Annotated in this window: 24 protein-coding genes; 12 read left to right on the top strand and 12 right to left on the bottom strand. The window is 62.4% G+C overall.

Annotated features, from left to right (window positions below):
• Window positions 1-67 precede the first annotated feature (67 nt).
• The 3 genes from LAC81_RS12800 to LAC81_RS12790 form a co-directional block, all read right to left on the bottom strand.
• The gene (locus LAC81_RS12800) at window positions 68-514 is read right to left on the bottom strand and encodes a BA14K family protein (protein WP_113535663.1); all 447 of its coding nucleotides are present in this window, start codon (window positions 512-514) and stop codon (window positions 68-70) included.
• Window positions 515-660: 146 nt separating this feature from the next.
• Window positions 661-876: a cold-shock protein gene (locus tag LAC81_RS12795; RefSeq protein WP_057253168.1), complete on the bottom strand. Its 216-nt coding sequence runs from the start codon at window positions 874-876 to the stop codon at window positions 661-663.
• A gap of 701 nt (window positions 877-1,577) precedes the next feature.
• On the bottom strand, window positions 1,578-2,474 hold the full coding sequence (locus tag LAC81_RS12790) for a DMT family transporter (protein WP_223725094.1): 897 nt from the start codon (window positions 2,472-2,474) through the stop codon (window positions 1,578-1,580).
• 89 nt (window positions 2,475-2,563) lie between these two features.
• Here LAC81_RS12790 and LAC81_RS12785 point away from each other — a divergent pair, with 89 nt between their 5' ends.
• Entirely contained in the window at window positions 2,564-2,995 is a 432-nt protein-coding gene (locus tag LAC81_RS12785) for a hypothetical protein (RefSeq protein ID WP_223725093.1), read from the top strand.
• A gap of 19 nt (window positions 2,996-3,014) precedes the next feature.
• Here LAC81_RS12785 and LAC81_RS12780 read toward each other — a convergent pair whose 3' ends face one another.
• The 3 genes from LAC81_RS12780 to LAC81_RS12770 all read right to left on the bottom strand — a co-directional run bounded on the left by LAC81_RS12780 (window position 3,015) and on the right by LAC81_RS12770 (window position 7,301).
• Entirely contained in the window at window positions 3,015-4,205 is a 1,191-nt protein-coding gene (locus LAC81_RS12780) for a PQQ-dependent sugar dehydrogenase (RefSeq protein ID WP_223725092.1), read from the bottom strand.
• A gap of 83 nt (window positions 4,206-4,288) precedes the next feature.
• Window positions 4,289-4,957, bottom strand: coding sequence for a class GN sortase (locus LAC81_RS12775; RefSeq protein ID WP_223725091.1), 669 nt, complete (start codon window positions 4,955-4,957; stop codon window positions 4,289-4,291).
• The gene (locus LAC81_RS12770; RefSeq protein WP_419195771.1) at window positions 4,947-7,301 is read right to left on the bottom strand and encodes a marine proteobacterial sortase target protein; all 2,355 of its coding nucleotides are present in this window, start codon (window positions 7,299-7,301) and stop codon (window positions 4,947-4,949) included. Before LAC81_RS12770 ends, LAC81_RS12775 begins: the two co-directional genes overlap by 11 nt.
• Before the next feature lie 462 nt (window positions 7,302-7,763).
• Between LAC81_RS12770 and LAC81_RS12765 the strand changes: the two genes are divergently transcribed.
• Complete coding sequence (locus tag LAC81_RS12765; protein ID WP_223725089.1) at window positions 7,764-8,966, top strand: pyridoxal phosphate-dependent aminotransferase; 1,203 nt, start codon at window positions 7,764-7,766, stop codon at window positions 8,964-8,966.
• A gap of 131 nt (window positions 8,967-9,097) precedes the next feature.
• Here the strand turns inward: LAC81_RS12765 and LAC81_RS12760 are convergent, their stop codons facing one another.
• Entirely contained in the window at window positions 9,098-9,403 is a 306-nt protein-coding gene (locus LAC81_RS12760; RefSeq protein ID WP_223725088.1) for an XRE family transcriptional regulator, read from the bottom strand.
• 181 nt (window positions 9,404-9,584) lie between these two features.
• On the opposite strand from LAC81_RS12760, the gene LAC81_RS12755 reads away from it, so the two are divergent.
• Entirely contained in the window at window positions 9,585-10,475 is an 891-nt protein-coding gene (locus tag LAC81_RS12755; RefSeq protein WP_223725087.1) for a LysR substrate-binding domain-containing protein, read from the top strand.
• Between the two features lie 116 nt (window positions 10,476-10,591).
• Here LAC81_RS12755 and carA read toward each other — a convergent pair whose 3' ends face one another.
• A complete protein-coding gene (carA, locus tag LAC81_RS12750) occupies window positions 10,592-11,797 on the bottom strand; it encodes a glutamine-hydrolyzing carbamoyl-phosphate synthase small subunit (protein WP_223725086.1) in 1,206 nt (401 codons plus the stop codon).
• Window positions 11,798-12,122: 325 nt separating this feature from the next.
• Here carA and LAC81_RS12745 point away from each other — a divergent pair, with 325 nt between their 5' ends.
• Window positions 12,123-12,572: a GatB/YqeY domain-containing protein gene (locus tag LAC81_RS12745; RefSeq protein WP_223725085.1), complete on the top strand. Its 450-nt coding sequence runs from the start codon at window positions 12,123-12,125 to the stop codon at window positions 12,570-12,572.
• A 7-nt stretch (window positions 12,573-12,579) separates the two neighbouring features.
• Here LAC81_RS12745 and LAC81_RS12740 read toward each other — a convergent pair whose 3' ends face one another.
• On the bottom strand, window positions 12,580-13,485 hold the full coding sequence (locus LAC81_RS12740; protein WP_223725084.1) for a hypothetical protein: 906 nt from the start codon (window positions 13,483-13,485) through the stop codon (window positions 12,580-12,582).
• A gap of 213 nt (window positions 13,486-13,698) precedes the next feature.
• Between LAC81_RS12740 and dnaG the strand changes: the two genes are divergently transcribed.
• Window positions 13,699-15,711: a DNA primase gene (gene dnaG / locus LAC81_RS12735; protein WP_223725083.1), complete on the top strand. Its 2,013-nt coding sequence runs from the start codon at window positions 13,699-13,701 to the stop codon at window positions 15,709-15,711.
• 55 nt (window positions 15,712-15,766) lie between these two features.
• On the opposite strand, the gene LAC81_RS12730 is transcribed toward dnaG, so the two are convergent.
• Window positions 15,767-16,606: a glycosyl transferase gene (locus LAC81_RS12730; RefSeq protein ID WP_419195770.1), complete on the bottom strand. Its 840-nt coding sequence runs from the start codon at window positions 16,604-16,606 to the stop codon at window positions 15,767-15,769.
• Between the two features lie 201 nt (window positions 16,607-16,807).
• On the opposite strand from LAC81_RS12730, the gene recQ reads away from it, so the two are divergent.
• The 3 genes from recQ to tdh all read left to right on the top strand — a co-directional run bounded on the left by recQ (window position 16,808) and on the right by tdh (window position 21,259).
• Window positions 16,808-18,685 (top strand): DNA helicase RecQ, encoded by a 1,878-nt coding sequence (gene recQ / locus LAC81_RS12725; protein ID WP_223725082.1) that lies wholly within the window; start codon window positions 16,808-16,810, stop codon window positions 18,683-18,685.
• A 338-nt stretch (window positions 18,686-19,023) separates the two neighbouring features.
• A complete protein-coding gene (locus LAC81_RS12720; protein WP_223725081.1) occupies window positions 19,024-20,211 on the top strand; it encodes a glycine C-acetyltransferase in 1,188 nt (395 codons plus the stop codon).
• 13 nt (window positions 20,212-20,224) lie between these two features.
• Complete coding sequence (gene tdh / locus LAC81_RS12715; protein ID WP_223725080.1) at window positions 20,225-21,259, top strand: L-threonine 3-dehydrogenase; 1,035 nt, start codon at window positions 20,225-20,227, stop codon at window positions 21,257-21,259.
• Between the two features lie 37 nt (window positions 21,260-21,296).
• Here tdh and LAC81_RS12710 read toward each other — a convergent pair whose 3' ends face one another.
• On the bottom strand, window positions 21,297-21,755 hold the full coding sequence (locus LAC81_RS12710; RefSeq protein ID WP_223725079.1) for a hypothetical protein: 459 nt from the start codon (window positions 21,753-21,755) through the stop codon (window positions 21,297-21,299).
• Window positions 21,756-21,972: 217 nt separating this feature from the next.
• On the opposite strand from LAC81_RS12710, the gene LAC81_RS12705 reads away from it, so the two are divergent.
• From LAC81_RS12705 to LAC81_RS12690, 4 genes are all read left to right on the top strand, one after another.
• Window positions 21,973-22,317 carry a GFA family protein gene (locus LAC81_RS12705; protein WP_113540456.1) on the top strand — a complete coding sequence of 115 codons (345 nt, stop codon included), beginning with the start codon at window positions 21,973-21,975 and terminating at the stop codon, window positions 22,315-22,317.
• A gap of 146 nt (window positions 22,318-22,463) precedes the next feature.
• Complete coding sequence (locus LAC81_RS12700; RefSeq protein ID WP_162768926.1) at window positions 22,464-22,688, top strand: hypothetical protein; 225 nt, start codon at window positions 22,464-22,466, stop codon at window positions 22,686-22,688.
• 89 nt (window positions 22,689-22,777) lie between these two features.
• Window positions 22,778-24,835 (top strand): RNA polymerase sigma factor RpoD, encoded by a 2,058-nt coding sequence (rpoD, locus tag LAC81_RS12695; RefSeq protein WP_223725078.1) that lies wholly within the window; start codon window positions 22,778-22,780, stop codon window positions 24,833-24,835.
• Between the two features lie 193 nt (window positions 24,836-25,028).
• Window positions 25,029-25,322, top strand: coding sequence for a GYD domain-containing protein (locus LAC81_RS12690; protein WP_223725077.1), 294 nt, complete (start codon window positions 25,029-25,031; stop codon window positions 25,320-25,322).
• 25 nt (window positions 25,323-25,347) lie between these two features.
• Here LAC81_RS12690 and LAC81_RS12685 read toward each other — a convergent pair whose 3' ends face one another.
• The gene (locus LAC81_RS12685; RefSeq protein ID WP_223725076.1) at window positions 25,348-26,163 is read right to left on the bottom strand and encodes a DUF2066 domain-containing protein; all 816 of its coding nucleotides are present in this window, start codon (window positions 26,161-26,163) and stop codon (window positions 25,348-25,350) included.
• Window positions 26,164-26,215 lie beyond the last annotated feature (52 nt).

The raw sequence follows: 26,215 nt of genomic DNA, 5'->3' as shown, positions 1-26,215 counted from the left end.
CCCCGAATCAAAAAGCGCATGGCTCGCGACAGCCATGCGCTTTTTTTTCGTTCTGACGCTCGCTTGGTCAGCCGGCGGTGCAGAAGTAGCTGCGACCATCATAGCCGCGGAACGTGCCGTTGTCCGGGTTGAACGAGCGGTAGCGCTGCGAGCAGTAACGGTACCAGGATGGCGTCCAGGGCTCGAGCGAGCGGTAACCGCCGCCGTAGCTGTCAACGACGACCGGGCGTGCCTGATAGACGGGACGGGCGCGGTAGACCGGGCGCGGCTCGTAATAATCGTATTCCGGTTCCGGATCGACATAGACGCGGTCGCTGTAGCCGCTGTTGTAACGGGGCTGCGAGGCAATCGCGCCGCCGATCAACGCGCCGGCGACCAGGCCCGCTGCACCAGCTGCCCATGCGTCGTCATTGTTGTGGTGGTGGCCGCCACCCGCTTCAGCAACACCGAACGTCGGGATGACGATGGCGGCTGCTGCGACCGAAAGAACGGCGGCTTTGATGAACTTGTTCATGAGCTTCAATCCTATCGCATGGACCGGATCAATCCGGATTTCATGATGAGAGGAAGTTAATGCTGGCAGCCTGAACCGAGCCTGAACAAAAAAAACCCGGCAAGTCTGCCGGGCTTCAACTTTGAATCTGTCAGCAGAAGTCGGCGTTAGCCGGCGATCTGCAGGTTGACCGCCTTCGGGCCTTTGCCGCGGCGATCCGGTTCGGTGTCGAAGCTCACCTTCTGATTTTCCGTCAGACCGTTCAGGCCGGAAGCCTGGACTGCGGAAATGTGTACGAAGATATCTGCACCACCGTTGTCAGGCTTGATGAAACCAAAGCCCTTGTCGGTGTTGAAGAATTTTACAGTGCCAGTTTCGGCCATGCGTCAGGTCCTTTTCTCTCCACCCGTTTGACGGACGGGTAGCATTGCAGTTTTGCCCGAATGGGCGTTGGCAGGCAGTTCTCGACGTTTGAGGAAAGGGTCCTGTTACCGCAGCCAGCCATTGGAGAAGTTGCATTTTCATGCGTCTTCCCGGCCTGGCCGCCCGGAGTTTTGCGTCTCCGGCCCGCTTTTATTTCAAGATCTTCCCGTGTTCGCAGATTGCCCGAACAGAGTAAGATTGATGGGTTTATTTTGAATTGGCAAGCAAAACTTTTCAGGCGTGGTATTGCGTCTTGTCATTGCTCAAAAATCGGTCATTTCCGCGGTTGTTGCCCTTCTTTCAAGATATATCGCAAGCTGTTGAAATCACAGCTTTTTGAAAATGAATGCCGCAAAATTGAGTGGGTTTTTGCTGTTTTTCGATGCAGCCACAACGGGGCCTGACGAATGCAGGCGGCATCCGGTATTCGCAACTCTCTGATATGTTTGATGCTTCTCGCGTCGAACGTTTCTTGCCTACGATTCTTGCAGAAAAACTAAAGGTATTGAATTGGACCGGTCGACGACACCCCGCCCGGGGTTTCGTGCCGAAGCAACGATCTGATGGCCCGGTACAATAGCAAGTAAAGCGCCAGTCCGGCGTTTGGGGCGGTCGCTGATATAGTTCGTGCCGCAGTCGGTTGCGCCCGCAAGTGCCGGTTTCAGGCGGCCGCTTGAACGCGCCGGCTTTTCGTCAGTTCGGGAATGATCTCGACGGCAAGCATCGCGGCGAAGATGATCGCGCAGCCGGCATAGCCGATCGGGGTGATGACCTCGCCGAGCAGCAGGACGCCGAAGAGCGCGGCAAAGAGCGCCTCGCTCGACAGGAAGATGGCCGCCTGCGGCGCCGTGGTATAGCGCTGGCCCACCACCTGCAGGATGAAGGCGAGACCGCTCGAGAAGATGCCGGCATAGAGGATTTCGAAGAGGGCGCCTTCGATCGCCGCAAGGCTCAGCGGCTCCATGGTCACGGCAAACAGGAAACCAAGCACCGTGCAAACGGCGAACTGCGTCATCGACAGCAACATCGGTCGGCCACTGCTGGGCGCGAAAAGACCGACCAGCAGCAATTGCACGGCCCAGAACAGGGCGCACAGGATCGTCAGGTAGTCGCCGCCACTCAGGGCCGAGAGCGTCCCACCGCTCAGAAGGAAGATGCCGAAGAGCGCCATCAGCGCGCCCGGCCAGATGACCCAATGCGGCTTGCGGCGCAGGAAGACGACGGTCAGCACCGGTACGAAGACGACGTACAGCCCGGTGAGGAAGCCGGAATTGGTGACGCTTGTGTCGAGGAGGCCGAATTGCTGGGTCGCTGCGCCGGCAAAGAGCGCAAGGCCGATGAAGAAGAAGTTGCGCACGGTCTTCAGCCGCAGCGGCTCGGTCGCACGTTTCGTCTCGAGAATGGCGAAGGGCATGGCGACCAGTGTCGCGATCGCAAATCGGAGCGTGATGAACCACAAGGGGCTGATCGCATCCATGGCCGTCGACTGCGCAACGAAGCCGGCGCCCCAGATCGCGCCTGATATCAACAGCAGCAGATTGGCCTGAATGCGGGGCATGTTCGTTCTCCTCGGACAGGCCGCCGTCTAGCAGTTGCGTTCTGGGCGGGCAAGGCTCATCGTCAGCGCCTCGGCGCACGGAGACGGCGATGAACGACAGCGGATATTCCGGTACGCCGCTTGCTCGCAAGCTGGGCTTGAGGGCCGGTCAGGCGGCGTTGCTTCTCGGCGTTCCGCCCGGGCTCAGCGACGTCACCGGCTTTTCCGGTTTCTCGACCAGCGAAACGTCGATCGGCCCGGCAACCGAGCGCAGCTACGACTATGTGCATGTGTTCGAGACGCAGAGATCCGTATTGGCCAGGCTTGCGCCAGAGGTGGCGGCCCGGCTCAGGCATGACGGCATGCTCTGGATTTCCTGGCCGAAGAAGGCGTCGAAGGTGTCGACGACACTGACGGAAGATGTGCTGCGCGACATCTTCCTGCCGCTTGGCCTCGTCGATGTGAAGGTCTGCGCGGTCGATGCCGTCTGGTCCGGGTTGAAATTCGTGTTCCGCAGGGAGCTTCGCGACCGGCTGACGTGAAGGGCGAGGGCCGGAATTGTTACTGCGTCGCGCCTTTGGAAACCCGGAGAACGGCGCCGTCCTCCTCATCCGTCACCATCAGCAAAGCGCCGTCCGGCGCGACGACAACGTCGCGGATGCGGCCGAATTCGCCATCGAACAGCCGCTCCTCGTTGCCGATGGCGCCGCTGTCGTCGCGTTCGAGCCGTGCCAGGAGCTGGTACTTCAGCGCCGCGACCAGCAGGTCGCCGTCCCACTCAGGGAACATCTTCCCGTGGTAGACGGCAAGTGCGCCAGGCGCGATCGAGGGGTCCCAGTAGAAGAGGGGCTGGTCGAGGCCGTCCTTCGCCGTACCTTCGCCGATCTCGGCGCCGGAATAGTCCTTGCCGTAGGTGATGACCGGCCAGCCGTAGTTGTGGCCGGGCTGGGGATTGTTGATTTCGTCGCCGCCGCGGGCGCCGTGCTCGACCGTCAGCAGCGTGCCGTCCCTGGGATCGACGGCGATACCTTGAGGATTGCGGTGGCCCTTCGACCAGATCTCCGCCAACCCGCCGGTGCCGCCGCGATAGGGGTTCGATCCGGGAATGCTGCCATCGGCATTGATGTGCAGGATGGCGCCGGCATGGTCGCGCGGGTCCTGCGCCCGGTCACCTTCGCCGCGATCGCCGATGCCGAAAAACAGGCTGCCGTCGGGCGCGATCGCGATACGCGAGCCGAAATGCTGGCCCTTGCCGGTAAACTTGTTCATCCGGAAGAGCTCCCTGACGTCGGTCAGGCCGCTCTCGTCTTTTGCAAGCTTGGCCCGCACGACCGCGGTGCCGTAGCCGCCTTTGCCGCTGGCCGCCAATGTCAGGTAGAGCGTCCTGTTCTCGGCAAAGCCGGGGTCGAGGGCGATGTCGAGCAGGCCGCCCTGGCCGCGCTCGGCGACCTTGGGCACGCCCTTCAGCGGGTTCGACAGCTTGCCGTCGCGCAGGATCCTCAGTCGGCCGGGGCGCTCGCTGATGATCAGGCCGCCACCCGGAAGCGCTTCGACGGACCAGGGGTGTTCAAGGCCGGTCGCCAGGGTCTCGACGCGCAAGGGGCCGTGCTGGCTTGGGAATTCGCGGGCCTCCTGCGCTGAGGCGGCGCAAGGGGCGAGGGCCGTTGTCAGCGTGAGAAACATCGCGAGCGCCGGCGCCCTACGCGACCGAGCCCTTACCCGTTCCAATGCTCCTGTATTCGTTCGCCGCATTCCGTTTCTCCGACCCGACTCGTTCAACAGGCAAGCTGGTGCGGTCGACGGAGGCGTTCAAGTCACAACCGATCAAAAGCGCTTTATTTCGAGATCGACCCGGTCGTCAGCGGCACCGGGCGCTGTTCGCCGATCAGTTCGGCATTGACGATGTAGCGCATCGGTCCCTGTTCGACCGCATCGAAGGGCCAGCAGGTGGCGAGCGCCAGATGATGGCCGGTGGCCGATGCGTTGATGCCGCTCTCGTCCCAGCGGGCGACACGGCTTTCGCCGGCCCGGAACAGGAAGCGTCGGCCATCCTTGCGCGTCAGCACCAGGAGGTCGCCGGGGTTGACGTCCTTCAGCCAACGGAAATGCGTGTCGCGGTGGGCGGCGATGACGGAAGTACCCTCGTCACCGGGCAAAGGCGTCGTCGTCAGCCAGGCGGGGCCGAAGGCAAGCGCTTCGCCGCTTGCACCTTCGAGCACGATCGCCGAACGGTTCAATCGAGGCGCGGTGATTTCGGCCGTCGTCTGGAAGTCGGCCCAGGGCCAGGGCTTTCCGTCCGGGTTGCCGTGCAACTGGGCCTCGAAGGTGCGTTTCAAGAGCACCTGCGAAACCTCTGCCTTGGCCTTCATGTAGAAGCCCTTGCCGATGAACATCAGACCGGCAAGGGCAATGAGTGCGATGACCGCAAGCACGATCGTCTCAACCGCCGAGAGGCGGGCGAGAAAGCCCGGCCGCGGCTCGGGCTTTTCGTTGTCAGCGGCCACGACGGCGCACTCCGGAAAGCACGACGGCGGCGATCGGCGCGCGCCAGAAGAGGAACGTCATGCCGGCGACGAGGGCAAAGGCCAGAAGCATCAGGCCGATCAGGATCTGCTTGTCCGCTTCCGTGGCCGTTTGCGGCAGGGTGACCTGGTTGTTGGCCTCCGCGATCAGGCCTGCCGCCCGCGCGGTTGGTGCCGCCCGCATGCGATCGGCCGTCGCCATGGCAAGCTTGGTCCGACTTTCGAGTGCGGCGTCGCGTTCGTCGACCTTGCCGGGCGTGGCTTCGCCGGGCTCTTCACCGAAGACCTTGCCGAAGTCCCAGCCAGCCGGAAGATTGAGCGGCAGCCTGGTTTCGGCTTGCGGCTCGCCGGCCGGGCGTGACGGCGTTGCATCGACTGCGACCAGGCTGGTGACGCGGGAGACGAGGTGGTGGGCGAGCGCGACGGTCTCGATCCGCTGGTCGAGTGTGGCGGGATCGGCGATCGAAGCGGCGCTTGCCTCGAGATCATCGATCTTGCGGCGCGCCCAGAGCTTGGCGATGCCCTGGCCGGTCGAGGCCTTGGCGATGTCCATCTCGACCCGCCACGGCTGGTCGCCGGCCTTGCCGAGGATCTGCAGCTTGCCTTCGGGAGTTGCGCCATCGAGTTCGGCCGTCAGCACGACCGGTTCTCCACGATAGAGGTCGGGCATCGGGTTCGGCGTGATGTCGCCCGCCGACGCGCCGTCGAAGCTCGCGGAGATATCGGTCATCGCGGGGCTTTCAAGCTTGGTGAAAAGCTCGCCCATACGCTCGGCCACCTGACTCTCCGAGCCGATCAGAGTGAAGGTGCCACGGCCATATTCGGCGGCCTTGGTCATGAAGTGGCTGTTCGGGGCCGAGCCGATGCCTACGGTAAAGACGCGAGCGTCGCCACGGTTCTTCTGGATCTCTTCGAAAAGCTGAATCTCGTTGCCGATCGCGCCGTCGGTCAGGAAGACCACCTGGCGCAGGGCACCGGACTGGACCGGTCCTTGCGTACGAAGGGCTGCTTCGAGCGCCGGCAGCATTTCCGTACCGCCATCGGCCGTCAGGCCGCGGACATAGGCAATTGCATCTTCGCGCTTGTCCGGTGTTGCCTCGGTGAGCTCCGGAAAATGCACGGACATGGTGTCGTCGAAGCGGATGACATTGAAACGGTCTTCGGGCTTCAACCTGGAGATCGCAAGCGCCAGGCTCTGCTTGGCCTGTTCCATAGAAGGGCCGGCCATGGAGCCCGAATTGTCGATGACGAAGACGATTTCGCGCCTGACGGGCTTGGCGTCGATATCGCTTGCGGTGGCCGGTGGCGTAACGAAGGAGAGCAGATAGGTCTTGCCGTCCACCGTCTCGCGGAAAAGTCCGGCATAGGGGCTCTTGCCCTCGATCGCTTTCCAGGTGAGCTCGAAGTCGCGGTCGGCGGGCACGCTGTCGCCCCTCAGCGTCACGCGGCGGCTGAGATCGTCGAGATTGGCGATATCGACGTCGTGATAGCCGGATTTCACTTCGCCGAGCGGGAACCCGGCCTTGAGGTTCACCGTCAGTGTGACGGGGTTGATCTTGGCGTTTGCCTTGGGATCAAGGACCGGGGCTTCGATCTTCTCGCGGTCAGGGACAGGATCGCTGACGGCATAGCCGGTGCGGCTGTCGAGATCGACCGTCTGGACGATCGGCTGCGGGTTATAGCGCGGCGTCACCACCATCGGGAAGCGGAGGGAATAGAGGCCGTTCGATTGACGGACCGCGCTCTGATACTCGATCTGCACGACGACCGTTTCGCCGGGGCCGATATTGGCGACCTGGTTGGTGAAGATGTTCGGGCGCTGCTGTTCGAGAAGCGCTGCCTTTTTGCCCTCGGCCTTCGCCTGTTCGTAAATCTCTTTGGCGGCCTGGCGCGGCTTGATCTGGCCCTCGATGAAGCGGTCGCCGATCTGCATCTTCAGCGTATCGACGGCCGAATCCTCGGGCAGGGGGAAGACGTAGGTGCCTTCGACCCAGCCCTTGCTGGGGTTCTCGAAGCGCTGGGTTACGCGGGTGCGCATGATCGGGCCGTTGACGTCGATCGTCACGTCCGTCGCCAGCCGCGGTGCCTCGACGAAATAGCCCGGTTCCTTCGACGGGAAGAGCAAGGCGCCGGTGCCGACGTCGTTGGGGCGGACGTAGCCTGCCATCCGCTGGGGCTTGGCGTCTGGCGTTTCCGCGGCCGCCTGGGTCATCAGGCCGATGAACATCAGGATGCAGGCGGCAAGGGCCGCGAGCGCCAGATACATGCCCCAGCGCGCCTCGCTCTGTCGTGTTTTCATTGAGGCGATTTCGTCGTCGAGAAACATTGCATAACCCCCGTAATGCGAATGTGTTCGGATCATCGGAGGAAAAGCCCGGAAACCGGCTCTTGCGGGACGGAATTGCGGCGTTCCGCGACAGTTGTCGTGGCTAAATTATGGCATTTGCAATTTTGTAGAATTGCGCTGATTTTTTTGAATAAATCGCGATCAAGAACCGTTTCGGACTGATACGTTTCGTGGCCGTTCAAACCGCCGCCACATTTCCATTTTCGTGGCCTTGCGCTTGCAGGTGAGCATCGCCTTGAGATCTTGGCTGGCGATCGACAACGCTGATCGCACTCATGAAACTTTGTCATGGTGACGCTTTTTGCCCGCGTTTCCGGCGTTTTTGCCGTTCCGGCGCTTGCAAGACCGGGCGTCTTTCGACATAGACCTAACCGCTATGGAGCCTGGTTTTCTCCGTTCCGTAGCGATCACCTCGTCTCGAAACGATCAGGACCTTCACCCATGGCCTTCCTTGCCGATGCCCTCTCCCGTGTAAAGCCTTCCGCCACCATCGCCGTTTCGCAGAAAGCCCGTGAGCTGAAAGCGAAAGGCCGCGATGTGATCGGCCTCGGCGCCGGAGAGCCGGACTTCGATACGCCCGACAATATCAAGAAGGCGGCGATCGACGCGATCAATCGCGGCGAGACGAAGTACACGCCGGTTTCCGGCATTCCGGAACTGCGCGAAGCGATCGCCAAGAAGTTCAAGCGCGAGAACAACCTCGACTATACCGCCGCCCAGACGATCGTCGGCACCGGCGGAAAGCAGATTCTTTTCAACGCCTTCATGGCGACCCTGAATGCCGGCGATGAAGTCGTGATCCCGGCACCCTACTGGGTCTCCTATCCGGAAATGGTGGCACTGTGCGGCGGCACGCCGGTCACCGTCTCGACCAAGCAGGAAAACAACTTCAAGCTCAAGGCCGAAGATCTGGACAAGGCGATCACGCCGAAGACCAAGTGGTTCATTTTCAACTCGCCGTCCAACCCGTCGGGCGCTGCCTATTCGCATGCCGAGCTCAAGGAACTGACCGACGTTCTGATGAAGCATCCGCATGTCTGGGTTCTGACCGACGACATGTACGAGCACCTGACCTATGGCGACTTCAAGTTCGCGACCCCGGTCGAAGTCGAACCCGGTCTCTACGACCGCACGTTGACCATGAACGGCGTCTCCAAGGCCTATGCCATGACCGGCTGGCGTATCGGTTACGCAGCCGGCCCGCTGCAGCTGATCAAGGCCATGGACATGATCCAGGGCCAGCAGACCTCCGGCGCCACCTCGATCGCCCAGTGGGCGGCTGTCGAGGCGCTGAACGGCACGCAGGACTTCATCCCCGAAAACAAGAAGATCTTCGAAGGCCGACGCGATCTGGTAGTGTCGATGCTGAACCAGGCCAAGGGCATTTCCTGCCCGACGCCGGAAGGCGCCTTCTACGTCTACCCGTCCTGTGCGGGCCTGATCGGCAAGACAGCACCGTCGGGCAAGGTGATCGAGACGGACGAAGACTTCGTGTCGGAACTCCTGGAATCCGAAGGCGTCGCCGTCGTGCACGGTTCGGCCTTCGGCCTCGGCCCGAACTTCCGCATCTCCTATGCGACCTCGGAAGCCCAGCTCGAAGAAGCTTGCCGTCGCATCCAGCGCTTCTGCGCCGCCTGCAAGTAAGCGCGAGCAATCGCATCTGACAAAAAAAGGCCCGCCGGAAACGGCGGGCTTTTTTCGTTCGCAAAGCGATTCAACGGGCAGCGAGCCTGATTCAAACGAGCCGGCTAAGGCGTTGAAATCAGGTTCGAACCTCAGGCGCCGGGAACCTCGTCGTCGCCGACGACGCCCCCCTCGCTTTCGAGGATGGAGAGGCGGCGTGCCTCGGAACGGGTGAACTTCAGCCGCACGCCGATGCCGCGCTCGCCCTCCGGCAGAAACACCGCGCCGGCATTTTCCAACGCGTGCTTCAGCGACAGGATCACCTCGTCGGCGGGTGTCTCCAGCTTGCGCTCGAATTTGAGGATCGTGTCCTCGCCGACGCCCGAAAAGCTTGAGAGCATCTCGCGTGAAATTTCGATCAGCGCCCGGGCGGCGCGGCACTGTGGACCTGTAATCATCGTCACCTCCAGTTGCAGTGGAGGATGCGCGAAGGCCGGCGATGGGTCAACCGTAGCACATCTCAACGATCTTTCGCGCTTGGTGTTCGCTTTGGAGCGAAGTCCGCGAGGATGGACGCCTTGGCGAAAAAGTGGGATGCGTGGGCCTGTCGTCCACAAACGCAGCCACTGAGCCCCCTCAATGCGCAATCTCAACGATTTCATCATCTTCGCCCATGTGGTCGACCACAAGGGTTTTGCTCCGGCGGCACGCGTCCTCCACGTGCCGAAGTCGACGCTCAGCAAGCGCGTGGCGGAACTGGAGAAGACGCTCGGCGTCCGGCTCATCAACCGCACATCCCGGCGCTTCACGGTGACCGAGATCGGCGAGGATTTCTATCGGCATGCGGCCGCGATGCTGATCGAGGCGGAAGCGGCCGAGGCCGTGGTCATGGGCAGGCTCGCCGAACCGAGTGGAACGGTGCGCATTACCGCTTCAGTGCCGACGGCGCAGATGACGCTTGCCGGGTTGCTGCCGCAACTGGCGCTCGCCTATCCCAAGATGCGGGTGGCGCTGCACGCGACTGACCGCTTCGTCGATCTGATCCAGGAAGGCTTCGATATCGCCGTGCGCGATCATTTCGCGCCCTTGCCCGATTCCGGTCTCGTCCAGCGGCGGGTCGCCACGCAGGTGATCTGGCTGGTTGCCGCACCCGGTTATCTCGCGCGACGCGGCACGCCGATTGAGCCAGGTGAACTCGATGACCACGATGGGCTGCTCACGTCGCCGACCAGCGATGGCTGGACGCTCCGAAACGAGGATGACGCAGCTGTCTCGGTCAAGCCCGAGCCGCGCTTCGTCGCGGACGAATCCCAGGTGCTTCTCGAGGCGGCGCTTTCCGGCCTGGGAATTACGGCACTACCGCGCAAGCTCTGCGGTGCCGAGATCGACAATGGCAGCCTCGTGCGGGTGCTGCCCGGCTGGCAGGCGGGGCTTGTCACGACAACCCTTCTGATGCCGCATCGGCGTGGCCAGCTCCCTTCGGTTCGGGCCGTTGTCGATTTCATTGCCGACCGCCTGGGCGAAGGCTGACGGCGACAGCCTGCTGGAGATGCCTTCCCGCGCACTTGCCTACGGGGTCCGCCAGGTGAGATCTGCAAATGAAAAGGCCCGCACGAGGCGGGCCATTTCATGTGATTTTGTCGGGCTTAGCGTTCGGCCAATGCCGGTTCGCCCTTCTTCTCGCGCACGAGGTTCATGAAGCGACGGAAAAGGTAGTGGCTGTCCTGCGGGCCGGGGGAAGCTTCCGGGTGGTGCTGGACCGAGAAGACCGGCTTGCCGGCGACGCGCAGGCCGCAGTTCGTGCCGTCGAAGAGCGAAATGTGAGTCTCTTCAACGCCATCCGGCAGAGACTTCGAATCCACCGCGAAGCCGTGGTTCATCGAGACGATCTCGACCTTGCCGGTGGTGTGATCCTTGACCGGATGGTTGGCGCCGTGGTGGCCCTGGTGCATCTTCTCGGTCTTGCCGCCGAGTGCCAGCGCCAGCATCTGGTGGCCGAGGCAGATGCCGAAGACGGGGATGTCGGTCTTCAGCAGGTTCTGAATGACGGGAACGGCATACTTGCCGGTTGCCGCCGGGTCGCCCGGGCCGTTGGAAAGGAAGATGCCATCCGGCTTCTGCGCCAGCACTTCGTCGGCACTGGTCGAGGCAGGCATGACGGTGACGCGGGCGTTGAGGCCGGCGAAGAGGCGCAGGATGTTGCGCTTCACGCCGTAGTCGAGCGCGACGATGTGGTAGGCGGCATCGGTTTCGCCCAGCGTCGAAAAGCCTTCGTTCCAGACCCAGGGCTTCTCGTTCCAGCGCGAGGACTGACCCGAGGTTGCGACCTTGGCAAGGTCGAGGCCTTCAAGCCCGCTCCAGGCCTTGGCTTCCGCCTTCAAGGTCTCGATATCGAAGACGCCCTGGGGGTCGTGGGCGATGACGGCGTTCGGCATGCCGTTCTCGCGGATCCAGGCGGTGAGGGCACGGGTGTCGATGCCGCAGAGACCGATGACGCCGCGGGCTTTCAGCCAGGCATCGAGGTGTTTGGCGGCGCGGTAATTCGACGGTTCGGTGATGTCGGCCTTGAAGATGACGCCAACCGCGCCGTGGCGTGCCGCCGGCGTCAGGTCTTCGATGTCTTCGTCATTGGCGCCGATGTTGCCGATGTGCGGGAAGGTGAAGGTGACGATCTGGCCGAGATAGGAGGGGTCCGTCAGGATTTCCTGGTAGCCCGTCAACGCCGTGTTGAAGCAGACTTCCGCCTGCACCTTGCCGGTCGCGCCGATGCCCTTGCCTTCGATCACGGTGCCGTCGGCCAGAACGAGCAGTGCGGTTGGTTTTTCAGTGGTCCATGCGGGTGTCGCGGTCATCGTTCCTATCCCGTTGCGGCGCGAGGCGGGGCTTGAAAGCCCGGCAATCGATCGCCATTTCATGTGCTCAGGCATGGACGCGCGGAATCCCCGCGGAAAGTGCTCTCATGCCGATGTCGTGCAGGTGCGGGAAAATAGCCAAAGCGCTTCTCCGGGTCAACCGGCCGCTGTGAATTGTCTGGAAATAAAATTCCTTATAATTCAAGCGGTTGCGTATTCCGTTTGATTGCGCCTGTCACACTGGTTTAAGACGACGACAACAATGATGGTTTCGAACCGGTTCCGGGCAGAGCACCGCGGGCCGGTTTCGACATGGAGTATGGACATGCGCGACCAGTTCGCTGACGCACTGAAGGAAGCCCTGAAAGCCAAGGATACACGGCGTACCTCGACCGTGCGGCTGATCCAGGCGGCGATCAAGGACCGGGACATTGCCAATCGCGGCCAGGGCAAGGACCCGGTCAGCGATGACGACATTCTGCAGATCCTCGCCAAGATGATCAAGCAGCGCGAGGAATCGGCCCGCATCTACGACGAGGGTGGCCGGCCGGAGCTTGCCGAGCAGGAGCGCCAGGAAATCGTGATCATCAACCAGTTCCTTCCGGCACAGCTTCCGGAAGAGAAGGTGCGCGAACTCTGCGCCTCGGTGATCCAGGAAACCGGCGCTCACGGCCTGCGCGACATGGGCAAGTGCATGAACGTGCTCAAGGAGCGCTACCCGGGCCAGATGGACTTCGCCAAGGCATCCGGTCTCGTAAAGGACCTGCTCAAGTAGGGGCGGATCAAATACCAGCGCACGCCCGTCCATAGAGGACGGGCGTCGCGTCTTCGGCGTCTGCGGATATCTTGTCTTCGAACGCCCGGTCGATCAGCGCAAATTTCTCCGCCTGATAATCCCAGTATTCCCGGATGAAAGCCTTCGAAAGCCAGACGCCACCGCGTCCGGGTGTTCGTTCCCAGCCCATGCTGCCGAGCAGGGCCGCCTTGTCGAAGATCCGCTTGAGATGCGTCTTCGAAATCATGAAACGTTCGCTGAGGTCACCGGGCGAAACGGAACCGATCGCCAGCCGCTCGGCCTCAGGGTCGAAGGTGCCGATGCGGGAGAACAGATCGTCCATCACCACGCCGCCGGAATTGACCCAGGTGAAGAGATCGAAGGTCGGTCCGGGACGGCGAACCTTGTCGTTTCCGACGAGCGCATGAGCGACTGCCGCCTGCAGCCGGCCAAACTGGGTCGGGTCCTCCGTCAGCGTCGCCACGCGCGAGCGGCCATCGAGCACGTCGAGAATGGCAAGGTGCGCCAGTATCCATTTCCAGACATAGTCGAGTGCAGCGTCCGTGGGCTCGATCGGCCGATTGCGCTTGGTGGGTGGTGACACCGTGTATTGCGCGAAGCGATAGGCGATCATCTCCTGCACGAAGGAGGCGGCGGTGTTGCGACTGGCGATATCGTTGGCGACGGCATAGTTGATGAAACGCCCGCTATAGAGGCCGCTAAACGGATCTTCGGGATCGCGGTCGTGATGGAGAGCGAGACCGGATTGGGCCATCAGCCAGCGCTGCTGCGAGGCGAAGATCGAAGCGAGCCGCGGGTTGTCCCCATACATGGAGACCATGCCGCGGGCATAATCCAGCACGGCGCTGAAGAAGACAGGACTGGACGCGAGCGCTTCGCCAGCAATGGCCATGATGGGTGTTCCAATTCGGGACACTGAATTGACGCTGTTCACCTTCGGCGAGTCAAGCGCTACTTTTGGTCTTTAAAAGGCCTTCGGCACTTCTTTTGGTTGTGATTGCGGGCGTTATTCCCGTTTCCGTCCTGTGAATTGCGGGCAAGCCGGATCACTCTTGTGGCGTCCCGCCGCCTTGCCGCCTATATGGAGGATCGACCAGAGGTTTTCATGCGCTTTTCACCATCCTTTCTCGACGAGATACGCGATCGCGTGCCGATTTCGGACGTGATCGCCAAGCGCGTCTCCTGGGATCGGCGCAAGACCAATGTTTCGCGCGGTGATTATTGGGCCTGCTGCCCCTTTCATGGGGAGAAGTCGCCGAGCTTCCACTGCGAGGATCGCAAGGGCCGCTACCATTGTTTCGGCTGCGGCGTCTCCGGCGACCATTTTCGTTTTCTCACGGACCTTGAGGGCCTGAGCTTCCCGGAAGCGGTACAGCAGATCGCCGATATGGCGGGCGTTGCCATGCCGCAGCCTGATCCGCAGGCCGAACGGCGGGAAAAGGAGCGCACCAGCCTTCTCGACGTCATGGAGTTGGCGACCGCATTTTTCGAGGATCAGCTTCAGACTGCGGGCGGCGCCAAGGCGCGCGCCTATCTGCGCGAGCGCGGCCTGACGGGGCGTACGATCGAGACCTTCCGTCTGGGCTTTGCCCCCGACAGCCGCAATGCGCTGAAAGAATTTCTCGCCGGCAAGGGCATCGGCAAGGAGCAGATCGAGGCCTGCGGCCTCGTCGTCCACGGCCCGGACGTGCCTGTTTCCTACGACCGTTTTCGCGATCGCATCATGTTCCCGATCCTGTCGTCACGCGAGAAGGTCATCGCCTTCGGCGGTCGCGCCATGTCGCCGGATGCGCCGGCGAAATATCTGAACTCCAACGAGACCGAGCTCTTCCACAAGGGCAACGTGCTCTACAATTTCGCCCGTGCCCGCCGCGCATCGCAAGGCGCGTCCCGCCTGGCCGACGCCGGACCGGACGATGCCGCGGGAACCATTATCGCCGTCGAAGGCTACATGGACGTGATCGCGCTGCATCAGGCGGGCGTCGAGAACGCGGTCGCGCCACTCGGCACGGCATTGACCGAAAACCAGCTCGACCTGCTCTGGAAGATGACGTCACAGCCGGTGCTCTGCTTCGATGGCGATGGCGCCGGCATCCGCGCCGCCAACCGCGGCGTCGACCTGGCGCTGCCGCACCTCAAACCCGGCCGCTCGGTCCGTTTCGCCATGCTGCCTGACGGCAAGGACCCGGACGACCTGGTGCGCCACGAAGGCCGCGCGCCCTTCGACAAGGTGCTCGCCAATGCGCGGTCGCTTGCCGACATGGTCTGGCAGCGCGAAATCCAGGGTGGGTCGTTCGACACGCCGGAAAAGCGCGCCGAGCTCGAGGCGAAGCTGAAGCAGGTCACGGCCGTCATCGCCGATGAAAGCGTGCGCCGCCACTACGGCCAGGACATGCGCGACCGGTTGAACGCCTTCCTGCAATCGTCAGGCTCGGGGCGGGGAGAGCGGCGTCCGTTCGAGCGCGGCGGCAGGCCCGGCAACGGGCCCCGCGGTGCCGGCGGGCCGAGAGGGCCGAATGCGGCAGGACCGACGGCGATATCCGATCGGCTGGCGCGGTCTTCGCTCGTCAGCGGGCAGCAGATCGCGCCGTTGTTGCGCGAAAGCGTGTTGGCGCTCACCATCGTCAATCATCCGCAGCTGTTGTTCGACGAATACGATGAGATCTCGACGATCGAGTTCGATCATCGCGACCTGCAACGCTGCTGGGCAGCGGTGTTGAATGCCGCCGCCGCGCAAGGGCCGCGCCTGACGCGCGAAGGTTTGGTCGAGCAATTGCATGCCGAAGGCTTCGGCGCCTTGATCGGCGCGATCGACCAGCAGATCCGTTATGCGCGGCTTTGGACCGCGACGACGGTGGCGGCGCCTGAGGATGCCCGCGAAGGATATCTGCAGGCGCTGGCCCTGCACCAGCGCTCGAAGGCGCTGCATTGGCAGCGGCGCGAACTCGAGCGTGAACTGGCGCACGCGACCGAGGAAGGCGACCTCGAGGTGGTGCCGCAACTGCTGCGCACGCTTCAGGAAGTGCAGCTCGAAGTGACGCGGCTTGAGAACCAGGAAGCGATCATCGAAGGTTTCGGGGTGCTTTCCGGCCGCGTGAAGGGGCCGGCAGCGCGCTAGCTCAAAAACTCACTCCGCCAAGCTGAAATCCCGCCCGATCTTAACAGAACGCCGACTATTCGCGCCAATGTTCGGCCACCCACGGAGCGGGGCGGATGTAGTGGCGCAGGTAGCGGAACGGGTTCTTTTCACGACGGTCGCCGTTGAACAGGCGGCGAATGTGGCCAAGCGGCGTGTCCACCCGGCCACGATAGCCATATTGCCCGTCGATCGCATGCTGCGGCAGCAGGCTGCGCGGGAAGAGCACCACGCGCGCCTCGGCCGGCAGGCGCGGCTCGAAGAAATAGTTGAGCGGGAAGGTCCAGTGACAGTCCTGCCGGAAGTGCAGGACCCAGCGTCTTGGGAAAAGCTTCACGCCACCGGGCGCATTGCGTGTGACGAAGCGTTGCTCGAAGCGATATTCATCGGCAATCCCCTGAGGATTGGCAGCAAACTTCTGCTGCAGGGGCACGAGCTTGCCCACCGGAAAGCGGAACAACGAGGTCTGGCCGAGACGTTCGAAGGGGGTTGTCTGGTTCCTGGCGAGGATAACGTCGTCAGGTTCGCCGACCTCGAAGAAGGAATCGAGCGATCCGACGATGACGATGTCGAGATCGAGAAACAGTACCGGACCCTTGAGGTTGCCGAGTTTCGGCCCCCAGAGCCGCGACTTCTGCCAGATGCCGGGCGTGTTGGTGGGCATGTCCGCGATGTTGAGCGGCGGCAGGTCCTCGCAGAGAATTTCCGGACGCAGCCCTTCGAAATTGTCGTTGAAGCAGGTGAAGGTGAAGGGCGGAGTGATATTGCGCGCCACCATGGCATAGAGCCGGTTGATGAACGGAGCGCCGTACTTCGTGCCCCAATTGATGCAGATGATCTGCTTGACGCCGCCGCTCGCCGCTAGAATGTTCGCCATGATGACTTCCTGATTTTTGCGAGCCACTAAAGTACTGGTGCGTCATCAAGGTCAAGCTGCCAAAGGCTCAATCCCCCACCTTGAAATTGCTGCTGATCGCGCGGGATTATCGCGGCTTTCTCTTCATTTGCCCTGACGCCTATGGCATTGCGGTCGCATCTTGCGATGATTGCGGGCAGTGATTCCCGTGGAGGAGACGTGATGGAGTTTGTCGAAAGGGCGAAGCGCGCTGAGAGCGCTGCCAGCCATCTTTTCGACGACGCCGGCCCGGCGCCGCTCGATGTGCTGAAGCGCGTCTATGGCTATTCCGCCTTTCGCGGCCGGCAGCAGGAAGTGGTCGAACATGTGACCCGTGGCGGCGATGCCGTCGTCCTTTTCCCGACCGGCGCCGGAAAATCGCTCTGTTTCCAGATCCCGGCGCTCTGCCGTCCCGGGCTCGGTGTGGTCGTCTCGCCCCTGATTGCGCTGATGCGCGACCAGGTAGAGGCGTTGAAGCAGCTCGGCGTCAATGCGGCGGCCCTCAACTCGTCGCTGACCCGCGAGGAAGCGGTCGCCGTGCGGCGACAGATCCATGACGGCACGCTCGACCTTCTATACGTGACGCCGGAGCGGATCGTCACCGACGGTTTCGCGGATCTGCTCGGCGATGCCCGCATCGCGCTTTTTGCCATCGACGAGGCGCACTGCGTTTCGCAATGGGGCCATGACTTCCGCCCGGAGTACCGCGCGCTCGGACTTCTGGCGGAGCGCTATCCCGGCGTGCCGCGCATCGCGCTGACGGCGACCGCCGATCCGCATACCCGCGACGATATCGTCGAGCGGCTGGCGCTGACCAATGCCAAGGTCTTCACCACCAGCTTCGACCGCCCGAACATCGCCTATGAAATCGTCGAGCGCGACCAGCCACGCCAGCAACTGCTGCGCTTTCTTTCGCGCTTCAAGGGGTCGTCAGGCATCGTCTATTGTCTGTCGCGCGCCAAGGTCGAGGATACGGCCGAGTGGCTGAACGCCCAGGGCATCCGGGCGCTGCCCTATCACGCCGGCATGGACCGGACGCTGCGCGACAAGCATCAGGATGCATTCCTGAAAGAGGAGAGCCTCTGCCTTGTCGCCACTGTCGCCTTCGGCATGGGTATCGACAAGCCGGATGTGCGCTACGTCGCCCATCTCGATCTGCCGGGCTCGGTTGAGGCCTATTACCAGGAAACCGGCCGCGCCGGCCGCGACGGCCAGCCGTCGGAGGTCTGGATGGCCTATGGCATGGCTGATGTGCTGCAGCGCCGCCGGATGATCGACGAGGGTGGGGCGGCAGACGACATCAAGCGCATCGAGCGCGGCAAGCTCAACGCGCTGCTCGCGATCTGCGAGACGACCGGCTGCCGCCGCCAGGCGATCCTTGCGCATTTCGGCGAGGCCCATCCCGGACGCTGCGGCCATTGCGACACCTGCCTGAAGCCGGTCGAGACCTGGGATGGCACGGAGGCGGCGATCAAGGCACTGGCGGCGGTCTATCGCACTGGCGAGCGTTTTGGCACCGGCCATGTGGTCGATGTACTGATGGGCACGGTCAACGAGAAGACCGAGCGCTTCGGCCATGTCGATATGCCGGTCTTCGGCGCCGGCAAGGATCTGCCGGCCCGCACCTGGCAATCGGTCTTCCGGCAATTGCTGGCAGCGGGGCTGATCAGCGTCGACCACGCCGCTTTCGGTGCGATGAAGCTCGAGCCGGAGGCCCGCGCCGTGTTCAAGCGCGAACGCCAGGTCTTCTTTCGCAAGGATCGCCCGACCTCGGGCAAGACGGCGCGCGGCGCCAAGTCGGGTTCGCAGCGCGAGCGCGCGGATCTCGCCGGCTCCGATCTCGAGCTGTTCGAACTGCTGCGCGCCGAGCGCTTCACGATCGCCAAGGATCTGAACGTCCCGCCCTATGTCGTCTTCCCCGACGCAACCCTGATCGCGCTCGCCAAGGAACGCCCGCGGGACTTCGACGAGCTGCTCGATATCCCCGGCATCGGCGAAAGCAAGCGCGAACGCTACGGTGAGGCGTTTCTTGCTGTTATCGATGGGTATCTGGACGGGTGACGTCCCGTGGCATTCACTATCGTCCGGTGGTCCCCGTTTCTGGTTGGGAGCGGCCGAAGCAATTCCTTTCTGAACATTTCAGTCCCCTCGCGGCGTTGTTTTGAGTGGTCTCTCGCGCCGCAGACGCGGCGCGAGAGAAGTGGTCAATCGTTGCGTCACCGGAAACAAAGCGTCGCTTATTTCGGTGAACGCGACACATTATTTCCGCTGTACCATCGCACCGTGAAACGCCCTGTCGTTTTTGCGCTCGATCCGGCTGGGCGCCGGATTTTGCTGCAAGTCAAAAGCCGTCATGATACTCGTCAGCCACGCAATGTTTTCTTCAAGCGAGGGCGGCCATGACTTCAGCCTTTCTGTCCCATCTCCGTTTAGAACTCGATCGCCTGAAGACGGCCGGATTGTACAAGTCGGAGCGTGTGATCACCTCGAAGCAGGCGGGTGAGATCGAGGTCGCCTCGGGCGATCGGGTGCTCAACTTCTGCGCCAACAACTATCTCGGCCTTGCCGACAACGAAGAGCTGGCGGAGGCGGGCAAACAGGCGCTCGACCGTTACGGCTACGGCATGGCCTCGGTGCGCTTCATCTGCGGCACGCAGGAGGAGCATAAAGCACTCGAGGCGCGGATTTCGTCCTTCCTCGGCCTGGAAGACACGATCCTCTATTCCTCCTGCTTCGATGCCAATGGCGGCCTGTTCGAGACGCTGCTTGGCGAAGAGGACGCGATCATCTCCGATGCGCTCAACCACGCCTCGATCATCGACGGCGTGCGGCTGTCCAAGGCCAAGCGCTTCCGTTATGCCAACAACGACATGGCGGCGCTGGAAGAAGAGCTGAAGAAGGCCGAGGGCAGCCGCTTCAAGCTGATTGCCACCGACGGCGTCTTTTCGATGGACGGCATCATCGCCAATCTCGGTGGTGTCTGCGATCTCGCCGACAAGTACGGCGCCATGGTCATGGTCGACGACAGCCATGCGGTCGGCTTCGTCGGAAAGAATGGCCGCGGCTCGGCCGAGCATTGCGGCGTCGAGGGCCGGATCGACATCATCACCGGCACGCTCGGCAAGGCGCTCGGCGGTGCCTCGGGCGGTTACACTTCGGCCAGAGCGGAGGTCGTCGACTGGCTCAGGCAGCGCTCGCGGCCCTATCTGTTTTCCAACACGCTGGCGCCGGTGATTGCTGCGGCCTCGCTGAAAGTCTTCGACCTGATCGACAACGGCGATGCCTTGCGCGAGCGGCTCTATGCCAATGCGGCACTGTTCCGCACCGAGATGACCAAGCTCGGCTTCACGCTTGCCGGCGAGGGCCATCCGATCATCCCGGTGATGCTCGGTGATGCCGCACTCGCCCAGGAGATGGCGGCGCGCATGCTGAAAAAGGGCGTCTATGTCATCGGCTTCTCCTTCCCGGTGGTGCCGAAGGGCCAGGCGCGCATCCGCACGCAGATGTCGGCAGCACACAGCGAACAGGACGTCCGCCGGGCGATCGCCGCCTTCGAAGAGGTCGGCCGCGATCTCGGCGTGATCTGAGGGAGGCAATCAAATGACGAACATGATGAAGGCGCTGGTCAAGTCGAAGGCCGAAGTGGGCTTGTGGATGGAGCGTGTGCCGGTGCCGGAGATCGGCCCGAACGACGTGCTGATCAAGGTGAAGAAGTCGGCGATCTGCGGCACCGACGTGCACATCTGGAACTGGGACCAGTGGGCGCAGAAGACCATTCCGGTGCCGATGGTCGTCGGCCACGAGTTCATGGGCGAGATCGCCGAGGTCGGCTCGGCCGTCACCAAGTACCATGTCGGCGAGCGGGTCTCGGGCGAGGGCCATATCGTCTGCGGCAAGTGCCGCAACTGCCGCGCCGGCCGCGGGCATCTGTGCCGCAACACGCTCGGCGTCGGCGTCAACCGGCCGGGCTCGTTCGGCGAGTTCGTCTGCCTGCCGGAATACAACGTCGTGCCGATCCCCGACGACGTGCCCGATGAAGTGGCGGCGATCTTCGATCCGTTCGGCAATGCCGTGCACACAGCGCTCTCCTTCGATCTCGTCGGCGAGGACGTGCTTGTCACCGGCGCCGGTCCGATCGGCATCATGGGGGCGCTCGTTGCCAAGCGCTCGGGCGCCCGCAAGGTGGTGATCACCGACATTAACCCGACGCGCCTGGCGCTCGCCAAGAGCGTCGGCATCGATTACGTCGTCGACGCGTCGAAGGAGAACCTTGCCGACGTGATGAAGGCGATCGGCATGACCGAGGGTTTTGACGTCGGGCTGGAAATGTCGGGGGCGGCTCCCGCCTTCCGCGACATGATCGACAAGATGAACAATGGCGGCAAGATCGCCATCCTCGGCATTGCACCGGCCGGCTTCGAGATCGACTGGAACAAGGTGATCTTCAAGATGCTCAACCTCAAGGGCATCTACGGCCGCGAGATGTTCGAGACCTGGTACAAGATGATCGCCTTCGTGCAGGGCGGTCTCGACCTTGCCCCGGTCATCACCCACCGCATCACGATCGACGAGTTCCGCGACGGCTTCGAGGCGATGCGCTCGGGCAATTCCGGCAAGGTCGTGATGGACTGGTAAACCCCAAGGGCCGCCGTACCCCGCAAGGCGCGGCGGCTCAGTTGGCAAGGCCGAACTGGATCTCGATCTCATGGTAGCGGGCGCCTTGTCCCGCCCACCGATGATAGATCTCGCGGCTCTCGCCGGAGAAATTGTGCCTGGACATCTCGATCTCCTCGACCAGCGGCGTGTAGCCCTGGGTGAAAAGGCTGCGCATCGGTCCCTGATGCAGGGCCGATGCCACCATGATCGGCTCCAGGTCGATCAGGTCGAAATCGCCGCGATAGTTCTCGCCACCCGTGACCGGACGGCAGATCCGCCAGTCGAAGAGGGTCTTGGCGTTTTTCGGCAGGTTCCGCGCGATGAAGACCCAGGGGCCTGCGGGCGTCATTCCGGCGCGTTCCATTTCCGCCTCGATGACTGGCGCCAATGCGGCGCTTTCATTTTTGACGTCGGGAATGGTGAGACGCCGCGCGATCGATAGCACGCGCATGGCGTCGGTTTCCTTGATGAGCATCCGGTTCCTCCATGAGATCGGTGGCGAAAGTCGTCCGCGATCGGGTCGGGTGCAAGCAAAAAGCCGGAACAAACTTGCGAACTTCGGTCGGAAACGGGCCGATCGAGGAATTGTTTTGCGCGCTTATGGCCGCGGGCAGCGGCGCTTGCTTGCAGGCGCCGCCGCGCTATCTTCGTCGCAGCAACCAGGCTTGTTGGGAAGTTAGAGGAGACCGTGCATGCGTTATGAGGGAAGTTGCCATTGCGGCAAGATCGCCTTCGAGGTGGAGGGGGATTTCGCCGAGGCTATCGACTGCAACTGCTCGCTATGCCGCCGCCGCGGCGGGCTGCTTGCCTTCATTCCCCGCGACAGGCTGACGATGAAGACACCGGAAACGGACCTTTCGACCTATCTCTTCAACAAGCATGTCATCCGGCATCATTTCTGCGATAGCTGCGGCATCGCCCCTTTCGGCGAAGGCGAGGGACCGCACGGGAAGATGGCCGCAATCAACCTGCGTTGCTTGCCGGAGTTCGATCTGGAGGCGGTCAAGATCGTCAAATACGACGGTCGTTCGGTTTAGGAGCAGGGGAAAGATGAATCTCTGGTTGCGGTGCGGATATGGCACAACGGGACCTTGCCGATTAAATCGGTGGCACCCTTGTCTTTTGGCGGGCAGCGCCTACATCTTCAGCGGAAGCTGATAAACCCCAAAAAGCGATAGGAACGGTGATTTTTGCCGAATCAGCCGGTTTTTCAGCGGAAATGCTTGACGGGATCGAAAATAGTGGGAATCACCATTTCCGAATAAGAAATGGCGAAATGACACGGCGGTTAGGGAATCATGCCAGAGACGTTTCAGTGGCAGGACTGTCGAAGCTTGCCCGCTTTGCCACGATCGCACTCGTGGTTAAACAGGAATTAAACATCATCCCGTTACGTCAGGGGAAATGATTCGGTGGCGGGTACGCGGCGTGCCCGAACCTTCGAGCGGCATTGGCACCGGACTCACGCCGGTTGCGACAAGGAAAGCGACGAACTAAATGGCAACCAAAGTCAAAGAAAACGAAGAAGCTGACGTAGAACGCGAAGGTGCTCCGGACGGTCCGCTTCTCGATCTTTCCGACGACGCTGTCAAGAAGATGATCAAGGCCGCCAAGAAGCGCGGCTACGTGACGATGGACGAGTTGAACTCGGTCCTTCCGTCCGAGGAAGTCACCTCCGAACAGATCGAAGACACGATGGCGATGCTGTCCGACATGGGCATCAACGTGATCGAGGATGAGGAAGCCGAAGAGGCTGCCGGCGGCGGTGACGACGAGGCGAGCGACGACGACGGCGACAGCGAAGGCGGCGAACTCGCGCCTTCCGGCGGCACGGCGCTTGCGACCAGCAAGAAGAAGGAACCGACCGATCGTACCGACGATCCGGTCCGCATGTATCTGCGCGAAATGGGCTCGGTCGAGCTCCTGTCCCGCGAAGGCGAAATCGCGATTGCCAAGCGCATCGAGGCTGGCCGCGAAACGATGATCGCCGGTCTCTGCGAGAGCCCACTGACCTTCCAGGCGCTGATCATCTGGCGCGACGAACTGAACGAAGGCCAGACGCTGCTGCGCGAGATCATCGATCTCGAAACCACCTATTCCGGGCCTGAGGCCAAGGCTGCCCCGCAGTTCCAGAGCCCGGAGAAGATCGAGGCTGACCGCAAGGCTGCCGAGGAAAAGGAAAAGACCCGCAAGGTGCGCACGGCCGCCAACGACGACGACATTACCAATGTCGGCGGCGATGTCATGCCGCCCGAAGAAGAAGAGGAAGACGACGACGAGTCGAACCTCTCGCTCGCGGCCATGGAAGCGGAACTGCGCCCGCAGGTCATGGAAACCCTCGACATTATCGCCGAGACCTACAAGAAGCTGCGCAAGCTGCAGGACCAGCAGGTGGAAGCACGCCTTGCTGCCACCGGCACGCTGTCGCCTGCCCAGGAGCGCCGCTACAAGGAACTCAAGGACGAGCTGATCAAGGCGGTCAAGTCGCTGTCGCTCAACCAGAACCGTGTCGACAGCCTGGTCGAGCAGCTCTACGATATCTCCAAGCGCCTGATGCAGAACGAAGGCCGCCTGCTGCGGCTTGCCGAAAGCTACGGCGTCAAGCGCGACTCGTTCCTGGAGCAGTATTCCGGCGCCGAACTCGACCCGAACTGGATGAAGTCGATCAGCAACCTTGCCGGCAAGGGCTGGAAGGAATTCGCCAAGAGCGAAAACCAGACGATCCGCGACATCCGCCAGGAGATCCAGAATCTCGCGACTGAAACCGGCATCTCGATCGCCGAATTCCGTCGTATCGTCTCGATGGTTCAGAAGGGCGAGCGCGAAGCACGCATCGCCAAGAAGGAAATGGTCGAAGCGAACCTGCGCCTCGTCATCTCCATCGCCAAGAAGTACACCAACCGCGGCCTGCAGTTCCTCGATCTCATCCAGGAAGGCAACATCGGCCTGATGAAGGCGGTCGACAAGTTCGAGTACCGCCGCGGTTACAAGTTCTCGACCTACGCCACCTGGTGGATCCGTCAGGCGATCACCCGGTCGATCGCCGACCAGGCCCGCACGATCCGTATCCCGGTGCACATGATCGAGACGATCAACAAGATCGTCCGTACCTCGCGCCAGATGCTGCACGAGATCGGCCGCGAGCCGACGCCGGAAGAACTGGCCGAAAAGCTCGCCATGCCGCTCGAAAAGGTCCGCAAGGTCCTGAAGATCGCCAAGGAGCCGATCTCGCTCGAAACGCCTGTTGGTGACGAAGAAGATTCGCACCTCGGCGATTTCATCGAGGACAAGAACGCGCTGCTGCCGATCGACGCCGCCATCCAGGCGAACCTGCGCGAGACGACCACTCGCGTTCTCGCTTCGCTGACGCCGCGCGAAGAGCGCGTCCTGCGCATGCGCTTCGGCATCGGCATGAACACCGACCACACGCTCGAAGAAGTCGGCCAGCAGTTCTCGGTTACCCGCGAACGTATCCGTCAGATCGAAGCGAAGGCGCTTCGGAAGCTCAAGCATCCGAGCCGCTCCAGGAAGCTCAGAAGCTTCCTGGACAGCTAAGTCGGGCACATTGAACAACTGAAAAAGCCGGGCCCCGTGCCCGGCTTTTTCGTTCCTACTCACCCGTGCGATTTATTGTGGGCGCTTTGCGCGAGGAGTATATTCGCGCTTTCGCAGCAATCTGGGGCACCCCGTCTGAGACGCGGGAGCAATCGCACCGCGGGCGTGAAGCGTGCCCCCGTGGAGGTGTGAAATGACCACGTATGTCGTGCTCCTCAACTGGACCGAGCAGGGCGTGAAGAATGTGCGCGACTCGCCGAAGCGTCTCGACGCGGCCAAGAAGATGCTCGCCGACATGGGCGGCTCCTTCAAACATTTCTTTTTGACCATGGGCACGTATGACATGGTGGCGGTCGTCGAGGCGCCGGATGATGCCGTTGCCGCACGCTTCGCACTGAACCTCGGCATGGGCGGCAATGTGCGCTCGACCACGCTCAAGGCATTTCCCGAGGCCGCCTATCGCGAATTGATTGCCTCGCTCGGATAGGCTGAAAGGTAGCGACTGTGACCGCTCAGGGCGACCCGTTTCCGGAGAGAATACGGGCCGCTCCGCGCAAAGCATTGCGGAAAGCATCGTCAAAGCTGACGCCACTGATTTTCCACGCGTAGTCTTTCCCGCTCGACGCCATCCGCCAGTTGGCGATCCAGCCACGGGCTTGGTCGGACCAGACCAGCGTGCCCGCAAGTGTCACGTCCCCTTCGCTCAGCCGCGCAACCCGGGAGAGGGTGTCCTGGCCGGCTTGCGATATCGTCACAAAGTCCAGTTCTTGGCCAGCGATGGCCGCCTTGTCCGGCAGAGTCACCGAAAGGGCGAGCGGTGTCGCCGACGCCTGAAGCGAGTCCGCCATATAGGGGCTTTCATCGCCGTCGCGCGCGAGCACGAAGCGGCGTCTCTGATCCTCGACTGCCAGCAACACGGCGATCACCGGGCGCGGCTCGAGCCACGGCTTGCGGCCGAGCTTTGCGAGAAGCGGGTCGAGCGTTGCCGGTGCATAAAGGCACGTAAGATCGTGCGGGCGATCGTGGGTGCCCTGTTCGTCGTGGATGGGGATGCCTTCCAGCCGGTCGCGATAGGAAAAGGACGCGACGAAGCTGCCCGCCTCAGCCTCAAGCGCTGCGAAGCCGGGCGCTTTGGGGATCGTCGGATCACCCGAAACTTTCACCAGCACTTCACCCAGGCATTCGCGAAAGCCGATCTGCCGGTTGACCTCGCCGGTGCCGGTGACGATTGCGTCGCTCTGATAAAGCCGCTCGATATCGCCGGCGCAGGCGGCGGCGCCAAGACCCGCAGCGAAGAGGAACGTCAGCAGCATTCGTGACGTTGTCATGCCGTTCTCCCGATCGTTCGCCTTTGAATCAAAAGAGATCTTTAACGTTTAC

This window comes from Ensifer adhaerens, from assembly GCF_020035535.1.
Classification (GTDB): Bacteria; Pseudomonadota; Alphaproteobacteria; order Rhizobiales; family Rhizobiaceae; genus Ensifer.
Note: the sequence above shows the minus strand (reverse complement) of the source record. Positions and strands in the feature narration are given on the sequence as shown.